This window comes from Leptolyngbya sp. PCC 6406, assembly GCF_000332095.2.
Classification (GTDB): Bacteria; Cyanobacteriota; Cyanobacteriia; order Phormidesmidales; family Phormidesmidaceae; genus PCC-6406.
Window position 1 is genome coordinate 267,075 of sequence record NZ_KI913949.1, and the last position, 20,331, is coordinate 287,405.

General features: G+C 56.2%; 18 protein-coding genes. 10 read left to right on the plus strand and 8 right to left on the minus strand.

Annotation, left to right across the window (positions count from 1 at the left end; translation table 11 throughout):
• The first annotated feature begins 61 nt into the window (after nucleotides 1-61).
• Both LEP6406_RS0201265 and LEP6406_RS0201270 read left to right on the plus strand, forming a co-directional pair.
• Nucleotides 62-271, plus strand: a complete 210-nt coding sequence (locus LEP6406_RS0201265) for a hypothetical protein (protein WP_008318965.1) — start codon at nucleotides 62-64, stop codon at nucleotides 269-271.
• Between the two features lie 267 nt (nucleotides 272-538).
• Nucleotides 539-1,585, plus strand: coding sequence for an amino acid ABC transporter substrate-binding protein (locus LEP6406_RS0201270; protein ID WP_263971111.1), 1,047 nt, complete (start codon nucleotides 539-541; stop codon nucleotides 1,583-1,585).
• A gap of 94 nt (nucleotides 1,586-1,679) precedes the next feature.
• On the opposite strand, the gene LEP6406_RS26175 is transcribed toward LEP6406_RS0201270, so the two are convergent.
• Both LEP6406_RS26175 and LEP6406_RS0201280 read right to left on the minus strand, forming a co-directional pair.
• Nucleotides 1,680-2,018, minus strand: coding sequence for a pentapeptide repeat-containing protein (locus tag LEP6406_RS26175; protein ID WP_008318968.1), 339 nt, complete (start codon nucleotides 2,016-2,018; stop codon nucleotides 1,680-1,682).
• Nucleotides 2,019-2,109: 91 nt separating this feature from the next.
• Entirely contained in the window at nucleotides 2,110-3,225 is a 1,116-nt protein-coding gene (locus tag LEP6406_RS0201280; RefSeq protein WP_008318970.1) for a histidinol-phosphate transaminase, read from the minus strand.
• 209 nt (nucleotides 3,226-3,434) lie between these two features.
• Here LEP6406_RS0201280 and LEP6406_RS26180 point away from each other — a divergent pair, with 209 nt between their 5' ends.
• Complete coding sequence (locus LEP6406_RS26180; protein WP_008318971.1) at nucleotides 3,435-3,965, plus strand: acyl-CoA thioesterase; 531 nt, start codon at nucleotides 3,435-3,437, stop codon at nucleotides 3,963-3,965.
• A gap of 263 nt (nucleotides 3,966-4,228) precedes the next feature.
• Here LEP6406_RS26180 and LEP6406_RS0201290 read toward each other — a convergent pair whose 3' ends face one another.
• Nucleotides 4,229-5,437, minus strand: a complete 1,209-nt coding sequence (locus LEP6406_RS0201290; RefSeq protein ID WP_051463593.1) for a DUF3747 domain-containing protein — start codon at nucleotides 5,435-5,437, stop codon at nucleotides 4,229-4,231.
• Nucleotides 5,438-5,750: 313 nt separating this feature from the next.
• Nucleotides 5,751-6,119, minus strand: a complete 369-nt coding sequence (locus LEP6406_RS0201295; RefSeq protein ID WP_008318976.1) for an ArsR/SmtB family transcription factor — start codon at nucleotides 6,117-6,119, stop codon at nucleotides 5,751-5,753.
• Between the two features lie 171 nt (nucleotides 6,120-6,290).
• On the opposite strand from LEP6406_RS0201295, the gene LEP6406_RS30785 reads away from it, so the two are divergent.
• On the plus strand, nucleotides 6,291-6,461 hold the full coding sequence (locus tag LEP6406_RS30785) for a metallothionein (RefSeq protein WP_008318978.1): 171 nt from the start codon (nucleotides 6,291-6,293) through the stop codon (nucleotides 6,459-6,461).
• Nucleotides 6,462-6,480: 19 nt separating this feature from the next.
• On the opposite strand, the gene LEP6406_RS0201300 is transcribed toward LEP6406_RS30785, so the two are convergent.
• Entirely contained in the window at nucleotides 6,481-7,350 is an 870-nt protein-coding gene (locus tag LEP6406_RS0201300) for a methyltransferase domain-containing protein (RefSeq protein ID WP_008318980.1), read from the minus strand.
• Nucleotides 7,351-7,486: 136 nt separating this feature from the next.
• Between LEP6406_RS0201300 and LEP6406_RS0201305 the strand changes: the two genes are divergently transcribed.
• Together LEP6406_RS0201305 and LEP6406_RS0201310 are read left to right on the plus strand one after the other, a co-directional pair.
• A complete protein-coding gene (locus tag LEP6406_RS0201305; RefSeq protein ID WP_008318981.1) occupies nucleotides 7,487-8,821 on the plus strand; it encodes a TrkH family potassium uptake protein in 1,335 nt (444 codons plus the stop codon).
• Nucleotides 8,822-9,317: 496 nt separating this feature from the next.
• Nucleotides 9,318-10,325, plus strand: a complete 1,008-nt coding sequence (locus tag LEP6406_RS0201310) for a hypothetical protein (RefSeq protein ID WP_008318984.1) — start codon at nucleotides 9,318-9,320, stop codon at nucleotides 10,323-10,325.
• Between the two features lie 160 nt (nucleotides 10,326-10,485).
• On the opposite strand, the gene LEP6406_RS0201315 is transcribed toward LEP6406_RS0201310, so the two are convergent.
• Nucleotides 10,486-11,961 carry a leucyl aminopeptidase gene (locus LEP6406_RS0201315; protein WP_008318986.1) on the minus strand — a complete coding sequence of 492 codons (1,476 nt, stop codon included), beginning with the start codon at nucleotides 11,959-11,961 and terminating at the stop codon, nucleotides 10,486-10,488.
• A 399-nt stretch (nucleotides 11,962-12,360) separates the two neighbouring features.
• Here LEP6406_RS0201315 and LEP6406_RS0201320 point away from each other — a divergent pair, with 399 nt between their 5' ends.
• Nucleotides 12,361-14,535: a transglycosylase SLT domain-containing protein gene (locus LEP6406_RS0201320; protein WP_008318987.1), complete on the plus strand. Its 2,175-nt coding sequence runs from the start codon at nucleotides 12,361-12,363 to the stop codon at nucleotides 14,533-14,535.
• Between the two features lie 69 nt (nucleotides 14,536-14,604).
• Here LEP6406_RS0201320 and LEP6406_RS0201325 read toward each other — a convergent pair whose 3' ends face one another.
• Both LEP6406_RS0201325 and LEP6406_RS0201330 read right to left on the minus strand, forming a co-directional pair.
• Nucleotides 14,605-15,768 carry a M14 family zinc carboxypeptidase gene (locus tag LEP6406_RS0201325; RefSeq protein ID WP_008318989.1) on the minus strand — a complete coding sequence of 388 codons (1,164 nt, stop codon included), beginning with the start codon at nucleotides 15,766-15,768 and terminating at the stop codon, nucleotides 14,605-14,607.
• Between the two features lie 38 nt (nucleotides 15,769-15,806).
• Nucleotides 15,807-16,343, minus strand: coding sequence for a phosphoribosyltransferase (locus LEP6406_RS0201330; protein ID WP_317133809.1), 537 nt, complete (start codon nucleotides 16,341-16,343; stop codon nucleotides 15,807-15,809).
• Between the two features lie 224 nt (nucleotides 16,344-16,567).
• Between LEP6406_RS0201330 and LEP6406_RS0201335 the strand changes: the two genes are divergently transcribed.
• The 3 genes from LEP6406_RS0201335 to thiO form a co-directional block, all read left to right on the plus strand.
• Nucleotides 16,568-17,986 carry an MFS transporter gene (locus LEP6406_RS0201335; protein ID WP_008318993.1) on the plus strand — a complete coding sequence of 473 codons (1,419 nt, stop codon included), beginning with the start codon at nucleotides 16,568-16,570 and terminating at the stop codon, nucleotides 17,984-17,986.
• A gap of 395 nt (nucleotides 17,987-18,381) precedes the next feature.
• Nucleotides 18,382-18,729 (plus strand): hypothetical protein, encoded by a 348-nt coding sequence (locus LEP6406_RS32535; protein WP_008318995.1) that lies wholly within the window; start codon nucleotides 18,382-18,384, stop codon nucleotides 18,727-18,729.
• Nucleotides 18,730-19,047: 318 nt separating this feature from the next.
• On the plus strand, nucleotides 19,048-20,331 hold a 1,284-nt coding region (gene thiO, locus LEP6406_RS26185), incomplete at its 3' end, for a glycine oxidase ThiO (protein WP_071992183.1).

The following is a 20,331-nucleotide window of genomic DNA, read 5'->3' on the forward strand; positions in this document are numbered from 1 at the left end:
ACCTGGGATAGGACTCATGCAGTAAGCTGAAATCTAAAGCAAATCTAAAGAGCGGAGCGCTATGAACCCTTATCTGATGCGTCAGTTGTGGTCTCTGATCGAAGCCTCCCACACCAGTCTCCTATTGTCCCTAGACGACACGAGTCTGGTGCGCTGGTTAATAGACCGCATTTCGGGCGAACAATCCCTCAATCCCATTGAGGCAGACACCCTCAGTCATTACATCCAATCTCGCATCTCCCTGATTCGGGACGTGGCAGATAGCCGTTAGGGCTATCCCTGTCGCTCATCTTGCGATCGCAATAGACCGCAAACAGTCCGTCTTTTCACGCAGAGATGTTGCTAATTTGTTCTGCACGACCGGCAAAGTGTGATCTATGATGCAAAAATATTTCACTAGGCATTGGAATGTGAAGCAAATTGAAGCATTTCAATGCTGGATAAGGGTCTTGGATTGTGCGATCGCCCTTTTCTAAATGAGTGATGTGTATTTGGAAGTGAGCGAGGTGTGAAGATGAAAAAATGGGGTTTACTTGGCTTGGCCGCAGCCCTTACTCTAGCCGCCTGTGGAGGTGGGGATGCAGTGGGTGACGGTTCTGCCCCTGGTGGGGGAACCGCTGGTGGTTCCGGTGGTGGTAGCCGTTTGCAGACTGTGTTGTCCCGTGGGCAACTGATTTGCGGCGTGGATGGCGGCATCCCTGGTTTCAGCTTTGTGGATGAGAGCGGAACCTTCTCCGGCCTGGATGTGGATGTCTGTCGGGCCGTAGCCGCTGCCCTATTTGGAGATGCAAATGCGGTGGAATTTCGTCGCCTAGACTCCACCGAACGTTTTACGGCCCTGTCCGGCGGTGAGGTAGACATGCTCTCCCGTAACACCACTTGGACCATCAGCCGTGACACCAGTGTGGGCCTTGAATTTGCCCCCACCACCTTCTTTGATGGTCAAGGGATGATGGTGCGGGTTGATAGCGGTATTGCCAGCCTAGAGGACTTTGGCGGGAAGGCGGTTTGTGTGGAAACAGGAACCACTACCGAGCTCAACCTAACAGACCAAATGCGGAGTCTAGGGGTTGATTTTGAACCCGTAGTCTTCCAGGATGCGGACGCCGCCTACGCCGCCTATGACGAAGGCCGCTGTGAAGGCATGACCTCCGACAAGTCCCAGCTTGTGGCTCGTCGCAGCACTTTGCCCAATCCTGACGAGCACACCCTGTTGGAAGTCACTATGTCCAAGGAGCCCCTGGGTCCTGTGACGGTGAACAACGATTCAGACTGGTTTGACGTGGTGAAGTGGGTCACCTACGGCCTGATCCAAGCTGAGGAGTTTGGTATCACCTCTGCAAACATTGCTGACTTTGCGGGTAGTGAAGATCCCAACATCGCCCGTTTCCTGGGAGAAGAAGGCACCCTGGGCAGCGATATGGATCTGCCCAATGACTTCATGTATCAGGTGATTTCCCAAGTGGGCAACTACGGGGAAATCTATGAAACCAACCTGGGTAGTGACTCCCAGTTCAACCTAGAACGCGGTCAAAACGCCCTTTGGACTGAGGGTGGTCTCATGTATGCGCCCCCCTTCCGCTAAGGGGAGTGTCCTTGATCCGTTGAGGATCGCTTAAATCCGGGATAGGACGGCTGGAGGACTTCGGAATATTGCCGATGAGTCCTTCAGCCGTTTTTTACGGTGTACTGCACCCCACAGAAGACTTCACCCCATCCATCATGGTGGCTCCACAGAGGTTAGCGTTTTTTAGAGATACCCCGTAAAGGCGAGCATGGTGAAGGTTTGCCCCACTCAAGTTCGCGTCGCTGAGATCAACATTGATAAAGTGCGTTCCTCGCAGGTTGGCATTGCGTAAATCTGCCCCCCGCAGGTCGAGGTGAGAAAATTCAGCCCAACTCAGCAGACAATTCGGACAGTTTCTTGTCAGGGTAAACGCCAGCTTCTGGGTGGTTTTTTCATTCGGGAGCAGGATCACAAGACTCACCGTAGCAATTAAGACGTGGCGAAGTCTCATGGCTATAGCCCTCCCCGTTCTCTGGCAACTGGGTTGATTTGCGAAAAACTTTCCCTTCTACCATGGCTTGAGAGACTGGATGGGTCAAGCCCTATCCCTCCGCTAGTGCCTGTCGCAGATGGTCTAGGGTGCGGCTATTTTCCTCCGGTGTGCCGATGGTGATACGAAGGCCGCCGCTGATGTGGCGTACATGGGTGCCCTGGTGGCGGAGACGGGTGAAGAGGATTTCTGGAGAAATTGCGGTGGGACGAGCGTAGAGAAAATTGGCAGCGCTGGGCCAGACGATGAAGTCTTCTAGGGTGGCTAGGGCAGCTTGCAAATGTTGACGCTGGGCCAGGAGTTCCGGGATGATGGCCAGGAGTTCTTGGCGATGGGCTAGGGCCAGACGTGCCGCTGCTTGGGAAAAGCTGGGCAGGTTGTAGGGCAAGCGGACCTTTTCCAGTACTTGGGTTAGGGTCGGGGGCGCGATTCCATAGCCCACCCGATGGGCCGCAAGGCGAAAGGCTTTGGAAAAGGTTCGGGTTACCACCCAGTTGGGACGGGTGAGAACATCCGCCACCGTCGTGTGCTGGCTGAATTCAAAATATGCCTCGTCCACTACCACGAGAATATTAGTGGGCAACTGGTGCAGCCAATCCAGTTCCCCAGGGGTGAGGGCATTGGCGGTGGGGGAGTTGGGGTGGACCATGAACACCATCCGCACGGGTACCGGGCTAGTTGCGATCGCAGCAGCAACCCCCTCCTCATCCACTGCGAAGGTGATGGGATCGCGCGGCACTGTCACCACGGGAATGCCCAGGGTTTGGGCCAGAATGCCATACATAGAAAAGGTGGGAGAGGCCACCAAAATCGCCCCCTCCCGTCCCCCACAGGTGGCAATCAGCAGAGAGCGAATCAGTTCATCGGAACCGTTACCGACGGAAATGTGCTCGGGGCCAATGGTGCCCTTCCCCAGATCCGCCGACTCGATAACGTAATCCGCGATCGCGGATTTTAGCCCACCATGGCCGCCGTCAGGATAGCGGTTTGCGGCAATCTCCTGCTGATAGCTCCAGGCCAGCTTTGCCTTCAGCTCAGCCGGGAGGTCGTAGGGACACTCGTTTGTATCTAAGACATCTACAGAATTGGACGGAGGGCCATCGGCTGCTGGAGGCTGGACACGATAGGCGGCAAATTCCGCCAAGTCTGGACGCAAAAAGGACACCATGGCGCGGGGAGAGATGGGCTCAACAAGATTTCATTATGACGCGCTCAAGGAAATGACCCTGCAATCCAGACTGGTTTCTCTCGGATTTGCCCCTGTCTGGGCGAAGAAGAAGGTAATATCTGCCCCCGCCCCTGAGCCCAGTCGCCTGCGCTGCTCTGGGTCCTACAGGCTGGCCTGAATCCTTATTAACGCCACTAGGGTGAACCGTTATGACCTTTGAATTTCGCCAGACCGTTGCCTTTGAATATCAGCGTACTATCCACTTAGCTGACACTGATGCGGTAGGGATAGTCTATTTCAGCAATGGGTTGGTCTTTTGTCACGAAGCCTACGAAGCGTCTCTGGAGGCGATGGGCATCGACGTACGTACATTTTTTGCCCAGAGCAGCGTCGCTGTGCCCGTAGTTCACGCCGAGATTGACTTTCGCCTACCGCTACATTGTCGAGCCACAATTACGATTCAACTCTCACCACAGCTTCTCGATTCCCATAGCTTTGAGATCAGCTACCGTATGACCAACACAGAAGGACGGTTAGTCGCCACCGGCCTCACCCGTCATGTATGCCTGGAGCACATCAGCCGTCAGCGCTGCGCCCTACTGCCCGAGTTGACCCGTTGGCTCCAGCAGTTCTCTGACGCGGTTCATCATCTGAATCAGTACGAACCACAGGAACTGGTCTACACGGAAATGAATGGTCAAGACAATGGCCAGGGAACTGCGACGCTAGTCGCTCCCTGAGGTTCTGAACAGGATCGTAATGGCTGTCAGAGACAAAATTTCAAAAGCAGGAGGGCGCGATCGCGCCCTCCTGCTTTTTATTAGGTACGACTATTCATGGAAAAATGGAACCCGCTCAAGCCCTAAAGCTAGGGCGTGTGGACAATTAACGAGGAAACCCTTGCAGGGTAGGTATAACCACGCCCACCCTACTGAGCCAAGCTAGGGGCTGCAACCGCCCCATAACCAGGAATCTAGCTTTGATTGTCCACCGACCCTAGACTCTATGGCGCTGGGCGAGTGCAGTCATAGAGACGCACAATGGCCGCCGAAGCATAGTTTCGTAGAGCAGTCGCCTCAGGATGGAAGGCTTGGCCCGACTCATTCAAAGGTGTCGCCACCTGGCAATAGCCAGACATCATAGTGATTAGATCCCGACCCCAGTGACCGCCGATATCCGTGAAACTTCTAGCCGTATGGGTCGGTGCCAAAGTCGTCGGCAACCCGGCCAACTGTTGCTCATACTCCGCCATTCGACGCAGCATGGCCATCAGTTCTACCCGCTTCACCGGAGCCCCAGGACGAAATGTCCCCGCTTGGTCCCCTGCCACAATCCCTAAACGGGCAACAAAGTTGATTTTAGCCGCACTCCAGCGCGTCGTAGGCACATCTGGAAAGACCTGAGCCCCCACCTGGGTTGGCACCATGATCTGGGGATATTTCTTCGCCATCGCCTCCACAATCATGGAAACCGCCTGCTCCCGCGTTACCCCCTCCCGAGGGCCAAAGCGGCCATCCCCAAAGCCGGCAATGAAACCAATATCTACCGCCCGAGCAATCTCAGTGGCATAGACATCACCGCGAATGTCGGCAAAGGGCAAAGTTGCTGGCGGTGTCGGGGTTGGCGTTGTGGGGGGCTCAACCACAACGGGTCCGTCTTGGGCCAGCAACTGGGCCAAAGTCAGGTTGTTAGTGAAATAGTTGTGGCCCAGCGTCCGCCCCTCAAAGGTACGCTTGGTCAGCCGCCAGCCCGGATTCAAGACAATTTGGGTAAATCCAGTGCTGCTGATGCCCCCGGCACGGCCAATCTGGAGAGAGGAACTGCCGTCAGTGGGTATGCCTAACAGCAGGAGATCGTTACCGCTCTGACGAATTTGGAGGCGATAGCGGACCCCTAAGTCCTCATTGCCAACGCGGATGGAGTAGCCATTGGTATCCGCCGCCCGACTGCAAATGCCTGAGAAGTCGAAGGTCGTCCACAGGGGATTCACTTCCCCCGGATTAGAGCCAACAATTTCAAAGCAGGGGCGGGCATCGCTGATCTGCTCAACTACATAGAGACGATGAGGGACGAGGGTTGTCCCCGGTGCAGCTACCGTTAGGACTCGGCTCTGATCAATTTCCTGGGTGCCATAGGTCTGAGCTGATGCGCTGCTTAGACCGCCTAATACCCCGACAGTCGCTGCGGCCAAGGCCACAAGATTCAATTTCATCGCAGATTTCATGGTTTATCCGTAGAGCATTCATTGGGTAGGGAGACGATGGCCCGAAAATTCAGGTGCCCTTAATTGCCTGCTAGGGGGACACCTTTTCAACTGGCTCCCGCAAGTTGCTCAGCAGAGCAGCGGTGAGAGGACAGGATTTACCGTTAAAGCAGACTCTTTCAAGCTCAGATTACAGAGCAGGCGAACCCCCATTATCAGTTTAGCTGGGAACCATCCGTCCTCACACTGGACCTCTATTGGAACCGATTGGCTCAGTTTCGAGGGCTTTGTTTGCGAAACAATACAGAAGTTAGGCAGAACTCTATTCGTCCTCGGGCTCATCCAAATGCTCCAACGCCTCTCGATATAGGGTGAAGATGTGGTGATCCTTGAGGCAATAGAACACATTGCGGCCCCGTTTGCGATAGCTCACCAGTCGCATGGTGCGAAGAATGCGGAGTTGGTGAGACACGGCGGATTCGGTCATCTCTACGGCGGCAGCTAGGTCGCGCACCCGACGCTCTTCTAGGGCTAGGGCCGACAGAATACGCCAGCGATTGGGATCCCCCAGAACACCGAAGAATTCTGCCATGCGTTGCGCCTTATCCAAGTCCAAAATTTCGGGTGGGGGATTCGGCGGAGATGCGGATGGACAGGGTTCCTGGAGCGGGACAGCGGGATGGTCAACCATGGGAAAACACGGGGATTTGGGGGAGCGATTGGAGTAGAGCGGGGGCAAATCTTGATTGGGTCGCGACCCAATCAGAGCTTGCAATACCTGAATACCTGTTCATGTGTTATGTTAAAAGCATGAATACCTGTTCATGTATCTGCTCACTCTAGTCTTTTTAAGGAGGCCGCTATGACGACCGTGACCCAAATGAAATGTGCTTGCGAGTCTTGTCTGTGCATTGTGGATACCAGTAAGGCCCTGGAAAAAGAGGGCCACTACTACTGTTGTGACGCCTGCGCCAGTGGTCACCCCGATGGCGCGGTAGGCTGCGGCCACACGGGCTGTAATTGTCACCGGTAGGCGTTTGGCTGAGGCAAGTTTAGTCAGAACCCTTGTGGGCGGAAAGAATGCCGTAGCGCACCAAGCCCGAGGCGAATCCCCGTTGCATTAATCCCAGGGCAAAGGCTCCCTGAATCGTGGGCCAGCCCGCTTGGAGGACGCCCGCGATCGCATTTCCCTGAAACATCGAACCCAGCACCGCATCCCAGAAGGGAGCCACCGCCTCCGACCAGTCGGCGGTGCGGACTGTTTGGAGGCCCGTCTGTATGGCCAATTGGCCATACTCGGGCAGGGAAAGCACATAGGGAAGGTGATACATCCGGTAGAGGGCTTCCAGTTGCTGGGTTTCGGTCCAGATTAGTGGTCCTGCCAGAGATTGGGTGGGCCGATGACACCAGGTCGCCATCAATAGTTGTCCCCCCGGCTTCAAAAGGCGGTAGCTTTCCTGGAAAAACTGGGCCTTGTCGGGATAATGTTCGCTGCTTTCCAGAGACCAGATCAGATCAAAGCTCTGGTCGGGGAAAGGGGTGTGGAGAACATCCTCCACCTGAAAGCGGACGCGATCGCTGAGGCCCGCAGCGGCAGCTCGCTCCTGAGCCCGCTCTGCCTGCACCGGACTCAGGGTTAGTCCGGTGACAGTGGCGGAGAAACGATCTCCTAAATAGAGGGCGCTGCCGCCAATGCCGCACCCCGCATCCAAAATAGTTGTCACTTCGGACACCTGACCCCAGGTTAAGAGAGCGATAATCAGGTCCACCTGGGCCTGTTTCTGATTTTTATGGTGGGTACCCGTGGGGCCATAGTAGCCATGGTGCATGTGCTCTCCCCACACCTGCTCCCACAGCCCTGAAGACTGGTCATAAAACTCCTGAATCCGTTGATACAGATCGGTCATCACATCCGTCGCCATTTTGATAACCTCTTCTTTTGCTGGCAGTGTAGTCGGCGGGAGCAACTCATGGAAAGATGATGGGCAGCCCTAGGGTTGGGCTCCGTAGGCTTCATCCATTGCTCCCTGATATCCTTGCACTATGCCGCAGGTTAATATGACCGTCCCCCGTACGATTTGCGCTGGGTTTTTGGCGCTAATTACCGTGGGAACTGGATTGCTGCTATTGCCCATGGCCACTGCTGCGGGCACCTGGAATGATCCCATCGTGGCCTTATTTACTGCTACTTCTGCGGTCTGCGTCACGGGGTTGATTGTGGTGGATACGGGCAGTTACTTTTCTCCCCTGGGTCAAGTCATCATTCTGGCCCTGATTCAAGTAGGGGGGCTGGGGTATATGACTGCAACCACCTTTCTCCTATTACTTTTGGGGCGGCGGTTGGGGCTGCGCGATCGCCTTGCCCTGCAGAAGTCTATGGATACCCAGGAACTATCGGGGGCAAAGTCGTTGATTATCTCTATCATCGGCATGATTTTGATCTTTGAGATTTCCGGTGTCTTTTTACTGCTCCCTCAGTTTGCCCATCAGTTTGGGCTCCAGGCAGGACTGTGGCTGTCTCTCTTTCACAGCATTAGTGCCTTTAACAATGCCGGATTCAGCCTGTTTTCTGACAGTATGATCCAGTATGTCCAGTCTCCCGTAATTAATTCAGTCATTACAGGTTTAGTCATTATGGGAGGTATTGGTTATCAGGTGATTATGGAGGCATTTTTGTGGTGCCGTGATCGCCTTAAGGGCCGTAAAAAGCGGGCCACATTTTCCCTGCATTTCAAAATTGTCACCAGTACCACCCTGGCCTTGTTGGCTCTGGGCACAGTTATGCTTTTTTACACGGAATACAACAATCCAGATACCCTCGGCGCTTTGCCCCTCGGCACCAAACTCACCGCTGCCTGGTTTCAGTCTGTCATTGCCCGGACCGCTGGGTTCAACTCCATTGATATTGGTAAGATGCACAATGCCTCACTGTTTTTTATGGCGGCGCTGATGTTTGTGGGGGCAAGTCCTGGAAGTACGGGGGGAGGGATTAAAACTACGACTATACGCATTCTACTTATCTGTACCCGTGCTTCTCTGAGAGGGAAGGAAGCGGTCCTAGCCTACCAGCGTGAAATCCCCGCCTCTCGGATATTAAAGGCTATTAGTGTGGTGATGGGCTCCGGCTGCATGGTTCTGGGGATAACCACTTTAATTGCTATTTTCGATCCGGGCTTTAACTTTTTGCAAATTCTGTTTGAAACCGTGTCTGCCTTTGCCACGGTGGGTTTATCTACGGGTATCACGCCAGAATTATCCACTATTTCCAAACTTCTCATTATTGGCACGATGTATGTGGGCCGAGTTGGAGTGTTGCTGTTCATCGCAGCGCTCGTCGGCGATCATGGTCCTAGTGTCATTAGTTACCCCGAAGAGGATCTATTAGTAGGTTGAAACTAGGGGATGTGGACAATTAACGAGAAAACCCTTGCGGGGTAGGCATGACCAAGTCTGCCCTTGTCGTGGCGACTTTAGTCATCCTAACGACGGGCAGAGCCTCGGGTGGGGATTCCCAGACTTTGCCTGGGAACCAGGAAAAAAGCAGATCCTTTTCCGCGTCAAGTTTGAATTTTCTGGCTGAGTCACGCTGGCGCTGACCCAGCCAGCCTTGACTGGTGCTGGGTCCGACTTAGTTGGACCCAGCCTATGGCAGCGCTCGCCGCTGTCAAGCCTGGTTTGCTTATCGTAACGTCAACAAAATTCAGAGAATCACAAGAAAGGTAACGAGATTAAGAGATTCTTAAGGGTGATCCCCGATAATGGGGAGCAGATCATATTGTGCTTTTTTCTCTGGGCCTTAGGAAATTGCTGCTCTTAGTGGTGGTGATTTTTCTCTGGTTTTCCGCTTGTAACAAACTCCTGTGTACATCTCTTTGTAGATCCCAATCCCATGAAATCTCTAAGTGTTATCCCGGATGGCGAATCCACAGAAAATACCTCAGCTCCTTTATATTCCTTCTGTAAGGCATGGGCTCAGCGCTACATTCGCCAAGTCGATGCTGCGGGGGCTACTGAGGTCATTCAAACTCGGGATGACCGCGCTGTGATCGCGGCGAAGCTTCAGCAGGATCTCCGCTCCGTCAGCGTCAAGGCTTGGGGGAAAGCGGAACACCTGCTAGAAAAAGAGATAATCCGCCATCAGATCCCGTCAGAACTAATTGATCCCTGGGGGATTTCCCAGGATATTTACCGTATCTATCTTGAAACTCTGAATCACTACGCCGATGGTGTTGCCCCGGAGCGGTTTGCGATCGCAATTGCCGGACAGATTGGTGATCTCCGTCATCAATACACCGTCCACGATCCCCGCGTTATCGGCTTTGCCAGTATGCAGTTCCACTACACGGGACAACTGCTGCTCCAGGGGCTGCCCTTTGACCAGCGGACGGGGCTCAATCTCTACTTCAAGGCGGTGGATGATCACCTGTATATGCCCATCCAGCGCACCTACCAAGCGGCAGCAAATTACGCCTACGATGATCCCCAGCTACGGACCGTCCGGCGGCTACTGGGGAGCAGCAGTAGCATCGCCCACCGGATTGTGGACCAAGTCCTGAAAGCGTTTCCCAACCACCACTGTTACAGTGGTCCCCTCGGTGCAACCCAGGTGCGCATCTCCAGCCTGAGGGATGTGGAGATGTTCCAGACCTACCTGTGGGTCTGTCTTCTCGAAAACAGCATCAGCGCGGTGCAGCGGGAGCTGTTTCCCCTTTGCACCATGCTCTACCCCGTCTTGAATGTGCGCTGGGAACTGGTGCGTTACATGCTGATGCTGCTGGATCACGAACTCAGCCGCCAGCTTGATGCCCGATCCTGGAAACAGTTGCGGGAATACCTCAATTCCCTGCGGGTGATGTTCTCTGCGGAGGTCTTTGACAATCAGGTCTGTTTTGCCTAATAGGTCTCGACCTAAGGGATCTGCGGGTTAATAGTGTACCGGGTAGACAGGTTTTCTCCCTTCGGGAGACGCTGACGCGAACGACTTCGCTCAACCTTCAGCGATTGAGGGCTGAGCGGAGTCGAAGCCCGATCGGCGGGTACCTAATGGGTTCTGTTCCCTAGGCTAGAACCCACTGGACTAGGGTCCGGACCCCAAATCCTGTTGCGCCGGGGTTGTTGTAGCCATTTTCCTTTTCGCTCCACACAGTCCCGGCAATGTCTAGGTGCGCCCAGGGTGTCTCCTTGACAAACTGCTTAAGGAACAGGGCGGCGGTGATGGCTCCCCCAAAGCGGGGACCCGTGTTCTTCATGTCCGCCACGATGGATTTCAGTCCGTCAAAGTATTGATCTTCGAGGGGCATAGTCCAGAATTTCTCCCCTGCAACGGTGGAGGCGGATTGAATTGCCGTTGCTAGCTCATTGCTGGAACTCCACAATCCGGCGATATTTTCCCCTAGGGCCACGATACAGGCTCCGGTGAGGGTGGCTAAATCCACGATGGCATCTACCTCTAGCTTTTCGGCAAACACTAGGGCATCCGCCAAGGTCAGCCGTCCCTCTGCGTCGGTATTGTTGACTTCAATGGTTTTGCCATTAGAAGCGGTGAGGATGTCGCCGGGACGCATGGCCCCACCGCTGATCATGTTTTCTGCGGCAGCACTGATGAAGTGAACTTCCACATCGGGCTGAAGCTGGGCGATCGCCTTAGCAGCTCCTAGGGTGGCGGCGGCTCCCCCCATGTCGAACTTCATTAACTCGATCATGCTGCCCGCTCCCGCTTTGATATTCAGGCCGCCGGAGTCGAAGGTGAGGCCCTTGCCGACGATGGCCAGTTTGCGGCGGGGGGGGCTGCTGGGGCGATAGGTGAGGTGAATAAATTTCGGCGGGAGATCCGAGGCTTGGGCTACGCCGAGGAAGGCTCCCATTCCCAAGGCGGCACAGGCGGCTTGCTCTAAAATTTCCACCGTTAGCCCGTGGTCATCGGCGATGGCCTGGGCGGTATCGGCTAGAACCTGGGGAGTGACCACATTGGGAGGAGCCGCTACCAGTTCCCGCGCCAAGATTACGCCGCTGGCGATTTGCTGTCCCCGCTGCACCGAGGCAGCCTGCTGCGCTAATCCCAATAGATCTACTCGCTCTAGGGTAAAGGCTTTGGGGTCTGGCTCTGATTTGAAGCGGGTATCTTCGTGGAGGGTAAGGGTGATGCCTTCGGCGATGGCTTGGGCTGCGATCGCAGTTTCCAGAGATCCCAGGGGCAGACTCAATCCCAGAATCTTACATTTCTCCTTTTTACTGAGGCGAGCTGCGATCGCGGTTGCCCGCCGCAGACCATCCACCGTCAGATCCGCTGCTGCCCCTAAGCCTACTAGGGCCAGCTTGCGTACAGGCCCACCACTGCCCAATCGAATGATCGCACTGGTCCCAGATTTGCCCTTAAAGTCCGTCTCGTCTATCAGTTCCTGGACGAGTCCTGAAAACTGGCCATCCATCTCTGCCAACAGCCCGTCTAGGGGTAAATCAGTGTCTAAAACACCAAGGGCGAGGCAGTCACCCGTCCAGGTCAGGGGAGTTTGGGTCGAGACGTGAAGAGTCATAGGGTGCAATCGTACTGAAGATAGGCGATTCAACAATGGTTCATGATAATTTGTTCCCCGCTTAAATGGGGGATGCCCGCCCCCGCATTCCCCTAGGAGTTTGCTAAAACAGCTTAAATATAGCTACAGCTAGGGATGAGATCAGTCAGATATAGCGGTTCCCTAATATATGAGGTTATATGAGATACACCTCAACTTAACGACACTTCGGCGAACAAGGGGCTTAAGCCCCTTGTCTGGACTTAACCCGAGTGAGAACCGCTATAGGTTTAATTAGGTCTAACTTAAGGATCTCCCATCCAAGATCCAATATCTCAGATTCCCAAACAGCCACGTTGTACCGGGTTCAATCGGACCAAATTACACCAGGATTACCCTGGGCGAGTATCGGGAGGAAGTATGAAACAGCACCTACAAGCCTGGTTACCCATCGCCGCGATCGCGGGGGTGAGTGCCCTCGGAATGGGAATGGTATGGGCCGTAGCGGATGCTGTGGGTTGGATCCCCAATCGCGACTCGGTTGCCGATTCCAGCGAGGCTCCAGCAGACAGTAACGATTCTGCCCTGTTGGCCCTAGCCCTACAGACTCCGGAGCAGCGGGCCAACGCCCTAGCCCAGATGACAGAAAACCCTGACAATCCCGATCACCATCGAGCTCGCTATCTGCTGGCGGTGGACCGCATTAACCAGGGCAATGGTGGCCAAGCCCTGCCGTTACTAGAAAACTTGGAGAATGACTATGCTCTCCTGGCCCCCTACGTTTTGCTGAAACGGGGGCAGGCTCAAAAAGCAGCCAGCCAGAGTGATGCCGCGATCGCGACCTGGCAAACCCTGGTTGATCGCCATAGCGATCAACCTGCTGCCGCCGAGGCCCTGTACCAACTGGGGCAAACCCAGCCAGAGCACCTAGATACCCTGCTGGTCCAGTTTCCCGCCCATCCCCGCAGTGTTGAGGTGGCCTACCAACGGCTGGTGGAAGCCCCCGACCGACCCGAGGCCAAGGAACTGCTGCTGCTCATGACCCGCCATGGTCTATTTCATCCTGAGCTAATTGGCCAAGTCAATCGCCTCGTGGAAGACTACGGCCCCGACCTCACCCCCGAGGACTGGCAAGCCGTGGGGTTTGCCTACTGGGAACGCCAGGTCTATCGAGGGGCAGGCAGTGCCTATACCCAGGCCACCCCCACCCCCCAGAGTCTCTATCGCGCTGCCCGAGGCTCCCAGATTGGCGGAGAACGAGCCACTGCAATCGCTGCCTATCAACGGTTGATGGTGGCCTTCCCCGAAGCCCCTGAAACCGCTGAGGGGATGTTGAAACTCTCATTTCTCGTAGACAATAGCACCGCCTTGAGCTTGTTAGATCAGGTCATTCAAACCTTTCCCGATCGCGCCGGGGAAGCGCTAGCCGACAAGGCTGCTCTGCTGGCGGACCTGGGCAGCCCTGAAGCCGCCACCCAAACCCGTCAAACCCTCTTGGAGGACTACAGTTCTACCGAAGCAGCGGCAGAACTGCGGTTCCGCAATGCCCGCGCCGCTGCCGATGGGGGCAACTGGTCTAGCGCCGTAGACTGGGCGCAGCAGGTACTAGCGGAAAATCCCGACAGCGAGATTGCCCCCGAAGCTGGTTTCTGGGCAGCGAAATGGCAAGAGCGAGCCGGACAGGGCCAAGCCGCCCAAGCCACCTACGAACAGGTTCTTGCTAGCTATCCCGAGTCCTACTTTGCTTGGCGATCAGCGGTAGCCTTGGGCTGGGAGGTGGGCGACTTCCAAACTGTGCGCACCCTCCAGCCCGCTGTCGCCCTGCCCCGCCAGCGGGAACCCCTGCCCGCTGGCTCCGAGACCTTGCAGGAACTCTACCAACTGGGCCAAGACCAAGATGCCTGGACTCTCTGGCAGGTGGAGTTTGAAGAACCCCAAACCCCGTCAGTGGAGGCCCAATTCACCGATGGGGTCATGCGGCTGGGGGTGGGGGATAACCTAGACGGCATTTTTATGGTGTCGAGTCTGTCCTGGCGAGATCAAGCGGAGGAGCAGGCGGTCTATGAAACCCTGCAAACCCACCCTGCCTATGGCCAATCCCTCTATCCCTTTCCCTTTGCGGAACCGATTGCCCGCTGGTCGGCCCAGCGCCAGCTTAATCCTCTGCTGGTAACCGCCCTGATTCGTCAAGAGTCTCGCTTTGAACCCCAGATCCGATCCGGGGTCGGGGCTACGGGGCTGATGCAGGTGATGCCAGACACCGCTGACTGGATTCAGGGGCAAACGGGCATTGCCATCAATCGCCTGGATGACCCCGAGGACAACATCAATCTGGGTACCTGGTACCTGGACTATACCCACCGGGAATACAGCAACCATTCCCTCTATGCGGTGGCCAGCTACAATGCTGGCCCCGGCAATGTCGCCGACTGGATCGGTCGGGCCAACTATGTTGATGATGATGAGTTTGTCGATCGTATTCCTTTTCCGGAGACTAAGGGTTATGTGAAGTCAGTATTTGGGGGGTACTGGAACTACCTGCGTCTGTATAACCCTACGATCGCCCAACGCCTTGCCCGTCATCAGAGTCGATGAGGGGTCATGGGCTGCTGTGTATACATAAGCCCTGTTCGCAAGGGTTTTCTCGTTAATTATCCCCACGCCCTAGACAACTGGAGCCTGAAGATATTGGGGGGCAGGGGGATCCATCGGCACCAGAGTAGCGAGGACATATTCCCCTTCATTGACGGCGGCGTTGAGGGCCACATCATAGACGAGGCCCGCCGTAGCCGCAGAGACAGGGCGGAGCTCCGGCAAGGCTCCAGTTTTGTTAAAGCAGAGAAGATCGTAGAGGTGCTCCCCCGTTTGCACCCAGGTTCCCGGCTCCACCCGTCCCTGGACAAAGCCGCCAGTGGGGGCATGGTACTTGGTGAGGCAACTGGTGCGGGTATAGCGGATAGAGTCGGTTTGCACCGGGGGGCGATCGCTGAGGATGCCACGATGACGGAGGTAGTTGAGCACACCGGACAGGCCGCGCTGCACGGCGGCGGGCTGGAGATCCATGGCATTTCCCAGTTCCAGGGTCCAGGCGGCTACGTCAAACCGCAGGGGTCGCCCCAGGGCTATCAGGGCGGATTCTAGGGCTAGCCAGGGTTTGATAAAGGCTTCGTCAAAGGCTGCGCCGTCTTCGCGATCGCTGAGGAGGGCAAAATCCAGGCCAAAGGTGGCGGCCCAGTCTTCGCGATCGCGGAAATAATAGGCATAGACTAAACCGCGATCGCTGGAACTGTGGAGGTCAATGACGATATTGGCCTCCAGGGCCAGAGCTTGCAGGCGGCTGCGATAGCGCTCATGCACTGGGGCTCCGGCCCCTCGATCCAGACGATCTAGTTCCCGCTGAAAGCAGGTGAGCAGGCGCTGGCGGTAGCGTTGGGCAATCACCTCCGGGGCTAGATGCTGATGGGCCAGGGCAAAGGCGAGGATGTCTTCCCCTTGGTGGCTGAAGTCCCAGAAAATTCGGTTCCAGTCCCGTCCGTCGTAGGGGTTGTAGCGTCCACTGGCAAAATGGTGCGATCGCAGATTTAGCCCCAGAGGATTGCAGACTGGAACCAGACGAATTTCCCCCCATAGCACTGCCGGATCGCAGCCCTGGAGATAGGTCATAAGCTGTTGGATAACAGCATTGCCTACCACCTCCGCCCCATGGAGATTAGCCTGGATATAGACCATTGGTCCTGGCTGGGTGCCTTGAAACCGATACATCTGCACCTTGAGAGCATCACCGGAGGCCATCTGGAGCAGGGGATAGGTTTGGATCAGCGGCGTCATAGTAGGGGCGTCATAGCAGCGACGTCATAACGGACAGATCACACCGCCTGGGGCGTACGGCGAGTGGCAGCCAGATCCGGTAGACTCATCTGCTCATACTTTTCAAAAGGCTGGTGAATCCAGGGATTGTCGGTCAGAAATTGGCTGTAATAATCCGGTTTAGTGGTGGAACAGGCTTTGTACCAGATCACCGCCGTGCGGATTTCCTCGATATAAAAGCCGTACTTGTGTAATAACCAAGCCGTACTGCGCTCCAGACTCACCCCCGAGTCCACCAGATCGTCCACCACCAGCACCCGACTGCCCAAGTTGGGGGTAGTCATGCTCAAGTCACGAGAGAAGATCAGTTGTCCCCGATGCCGGTTGTCCTTCCCGCCATAGGATGCGGTCGAAAGCACCGCTAGGGGGAGATCAAACAAGCGACAGAGGATATCCCCTGCCCGGAGCCCACCCTTGGCAAGGCAGACCACTTGGTCAAAGTCCCAGCCCGAGTCATAAATCTGAAGGGCCAGGGTTTCGATCAGGTCGTGGTAGTCCGTCCAAGACACATGGAGGTCAGGCATGGTGGCAATCACCCCGGCAAAATCCTAGGGGTCAGCAGGTCAAGGGATAAAACTAACATCCAGAGGGTATGGCGAGCAGTGGTATTGAGGACGCCATGGTCTCGAAGCCACAACGGCAGAGCCATTCCCCTAGCCCTGGCGAATCGCCAGTAATTGCCAGGATCTGAGCCATGATACTACTGTTATGCCCATACCACTGTTTGGTAGTGGACTGATTGGATTGATGTATTTCCCCTATGACCTTTAATTCGCCTGCTGCCAATCCGGCTCAAAACCCTAACAAGCTGACTCTCCCCACCAAGTTGGCCTATGGCCTTGGGGATGTGGGAGCTGGAATGACCTCCAATCTAATTGCCTTCTTTTCTCTCTTTTTCCTCGTTGAGGTGGCGGGGCTAACCCAGGGGGCAGCGGCAGTGGTGTCCTTGATTGGGCGGGTGTGGGATGGGGTCAATGACCCCATGGTGGGGGCCATGAGCGATCGCACCCAAACCCGCTGGGGAAGGCGCTATCCCTGGATGGTGATTACCACCATTCCCTTTGGCTTGTCCTTTGTGATGATGTGGTTGGTGCCCGACTTCACCAATTCCACCCTGCGGCTGTTCTACTTTATTGCCGCCTATGTGCTCTTTCAGACCTTTTTCACCACCACCAATCTGCCCTACACCACATTGACCGCAGAACTGACCCAAGACTATGACGATCGCACGGAGTTGACTGCCTTTCGACTCGCCTTCTCGGTAGCGGGGGCGGTGCTGGTCCTGATTCTGGGGTTGATCTTTACCCAGCAATTTCCCGATCAGCCTCGATTTGCCTATGGGCTGCTGGCCAGTATCTGTGGGGTAGTTGCGATCGCAACATTGCTAATCTGCGTCTTCGGTACCTACAAACGCGCCCAAGAGCAATCTGCCCTCCTTCGCAGCCAGGGCCGCAGCCTCCAGGAAGGCACCCGCATGTCCCTGACCCAGCAGCTCAAGGTGGTCTTCAGCACCCGGCCCTTTCTCTACGTAGTGGGCATTTACCTCTGCTCTTGGATGGCGCTGCAAATCACCGCCGCTATCATTCCCTTTTTCGTTATCTCCTGGATGCAACTGCCCCAAACCAGCGCCTACATTGCCGCCTTGTTGGTCCAGGGCACCGCCATTCCCCTGATGTTTGTCTGCAATGTCATCAGTCGGCGGATGGGCAAACGGGGACTCTACTTCATCGGCACGGGGTCATGGTTAGTCGTGCAAACGGGATTATTTTTCCTCCAGCCCGGTCAGACGGGGTTGATGTACGGCCTTTGTGTCGCGGCCAGCTTTGGTGTCGCCACCACCTACGTCGTACCCTGGTCAATTTTGCCCGATGTAATCGAGTTAGATGAGGCCAATACGGGGGAGCGGCGAGAGGGGCTGTTCTATGCCTTTATGACTCTGCTGCAAAAGTTTGGATTGGGGGTAGGGGTAGCTTTAGTCGGCTTGGCCCTGGAAGTCACAGGCTACGAAGCCAGCGCCGCTCTACAGCCCGCCTCAGCGTTATTGGCCTTGCGGATTGCCATCGGGCCGCTACCCATGGTGTTGTTGGCCATCGGACTGGTGCTGGCCTATTTCTATCCCATCACCCGTGAGATCCATGCGGAGACGCTGCTGCGTCTTGTGGAGCGCCACCGTGAGTAGGTGTGAGGGTGATGGAGTAGGGGGGTGTTGGCGAAGCCTGCCCGGAGGGCTTAGGAGTAGGGGGGTGTTGGCGAAGCCTGCCCGGAGGGCTTAGGGGTAGGAGGGGGTTGGGAATTTTAAGTTTTAAGTTTTGAGTTTTGAATTGAATGGCCCGTAGGGGTGCGGTTTCCTCGCCCAATGCAGGGTGTGGCAGGGTGTTGGGGTTTTGAATTAAATGTCTCGTCAGGGCGGGTTTATATCGGTTTTCCAGATGACAGCTAATCATCCACCCTCATACCCTCATACCCTCCGAGGGATCCAGATGCCTGGGATCCGATTATCATGGGAATACTGCTATAGGAACCGGGATCTGGGGATTCTGGCACGCCTACACAGCTTGATTTGAAGGAGGCTACATGGGTCGGTATCTGTTCGGCGGTCTACTATTGGCGGTGCTCCTGGGAAGCTTGTTGGGGGTAGGCGCTAGCAACGATGGAGAAAATAGTCCTAACCAGGCCACCCAAGCTTCCCCCAACACCACTGCCCAGAACCCCTCTGGTGCCTCCAACCTGGATGCCGTTGAACAGGCGGGGCAAAATGTGCAGCGTCAAGGCGACGCTGGCGGTGCGGCAGCAGGAAATACCACTACTCCCACCACCCAGCAGTCCGAAACCGCCAACGGTACAGACGGCACAGAGGTACAAGCTCCTCCAGCGGCGACCAGTTCCCAAGCTGCCCAAGATCCGATTCCCGCCCTCTGGTAACTAGTACACCTAGGCTGAAATGGGCTTATATTCTGTCGCACCAGCCCAACATTTTCCGGTCCCCTCGCCCCCTGGGAGAGGGCTAGGGAGAGGGGCCGAGTGTGTCACGATAGAACGGCCAGGGTATTTCCGCTGCACAGCACTAGTACCGCAGGGCGTAAGTGAAGCACCTATCTGCTAAGGCAAAAATCCTTGTATATCCTGGGATCCCTTTCATCTTTCTGCCTTGCAGTACTAGTCTTTTGATTCTCCCGGCCCAATATCGGGCTTTAGACCATACTCCCCTGACCTGACGATTGAATTTCCCCTCCAAAGGCTATGGTTGCTACCCCTGACGTTCTGATTATCGGCGGGGGGGCGATCGCACTTGCGATTGCCCTGCAACTGCGGCAGCGGGATATCACGGTCACGGTGCTGAGTCGTGATTTTGCCGAAGCCGCTAGCCACAGGGCGGCAGGAATGCTGGCCCCCGGTGCGGAGGAACTTCCCCCTGGTCCTATGCTGGATCTCTGTCGTCGCAGTCTGGCCCGATACCCCGACTGGGCGCGAAAATTGGAAACCCTAACGGGGCGAGACGTGGGCTACTGGCCCTGTGGCATCCTGTCCCCCCGCTGCCAAATACCCACCGACCTAACGGCCCATCCCACCGGGACTTGGTTAGACGCCGCCACCGCTCACCACTATCAACCCGGCCTCACAACTGCGATGGCCTCTGGGGGCCGGTCTCTGGCCATCGCAGGGGCCTGGTGGTACCCCGAAGATGCCCAGGTGGATAATCGCGCCCTCACCCAGACCCTGCGCCTCGCCGCCCAAGATGCTGGGGCGGATTTGCAAGATGGCATTACGGTCCAGGGACTAGTACCCCGCCAATGCCGCATCCACCAGGTTCAAACCACCGCTGGCGATTTTCAGGCGGGCCACTACATCCTGGCGGCGGGAGCCTGGTCTAGTGACCTACTGCCGATCCCCATTTTTCCCAAAAAGGGGCAGATGGCCACGGTCCAGGTGCCTCCAGGCCACGGAACCGACCAACCCCTCCAGCGAGTCATCTATGGCCCCGAAGGCATCTACATCGTGCCCCGGCGCGATGGGCGCATTGTGATCGGAGCCACCAGCGAATCCGTCGGCTTTACCCCCGGCCTCACCCCCGCCGGTCTGGATCACCTGTTCCATGGAGCCTGCCACCTGTACCCCGCCCTGCGAGAGTTCCCGGTGCGGGAAACCTGGTGGGGTTTCCGGCCCTGCACCCCCGATGAAGCCCCCATCCTCGGCCCCAGTCCGTGGGAAAATCTAACCCTAGCCACCGGACACCACCGCAACGGCATCCTACTAACGCCGATCACAGCGGAACTCATCACCGATTACATCCTCGGCAACCCCGACCCCCTCCTCACCGCCTTCTCCTGGCAACGGTTTGAAGGAGCCACCCCCCCGCCCACCGGGCAAACACCCTATTCCCTCCGGGAAGGCTCCGCCAACGGCTCCGTTGCTCCTCCGGAGCCGCTACGCGAACAGGACAGGCAAGGGATTGCCCCTACGATCCCTCCCCAACACCCCAATACCCCAATACCCCAACACTCCCACCCTCACACCCCCCCACTC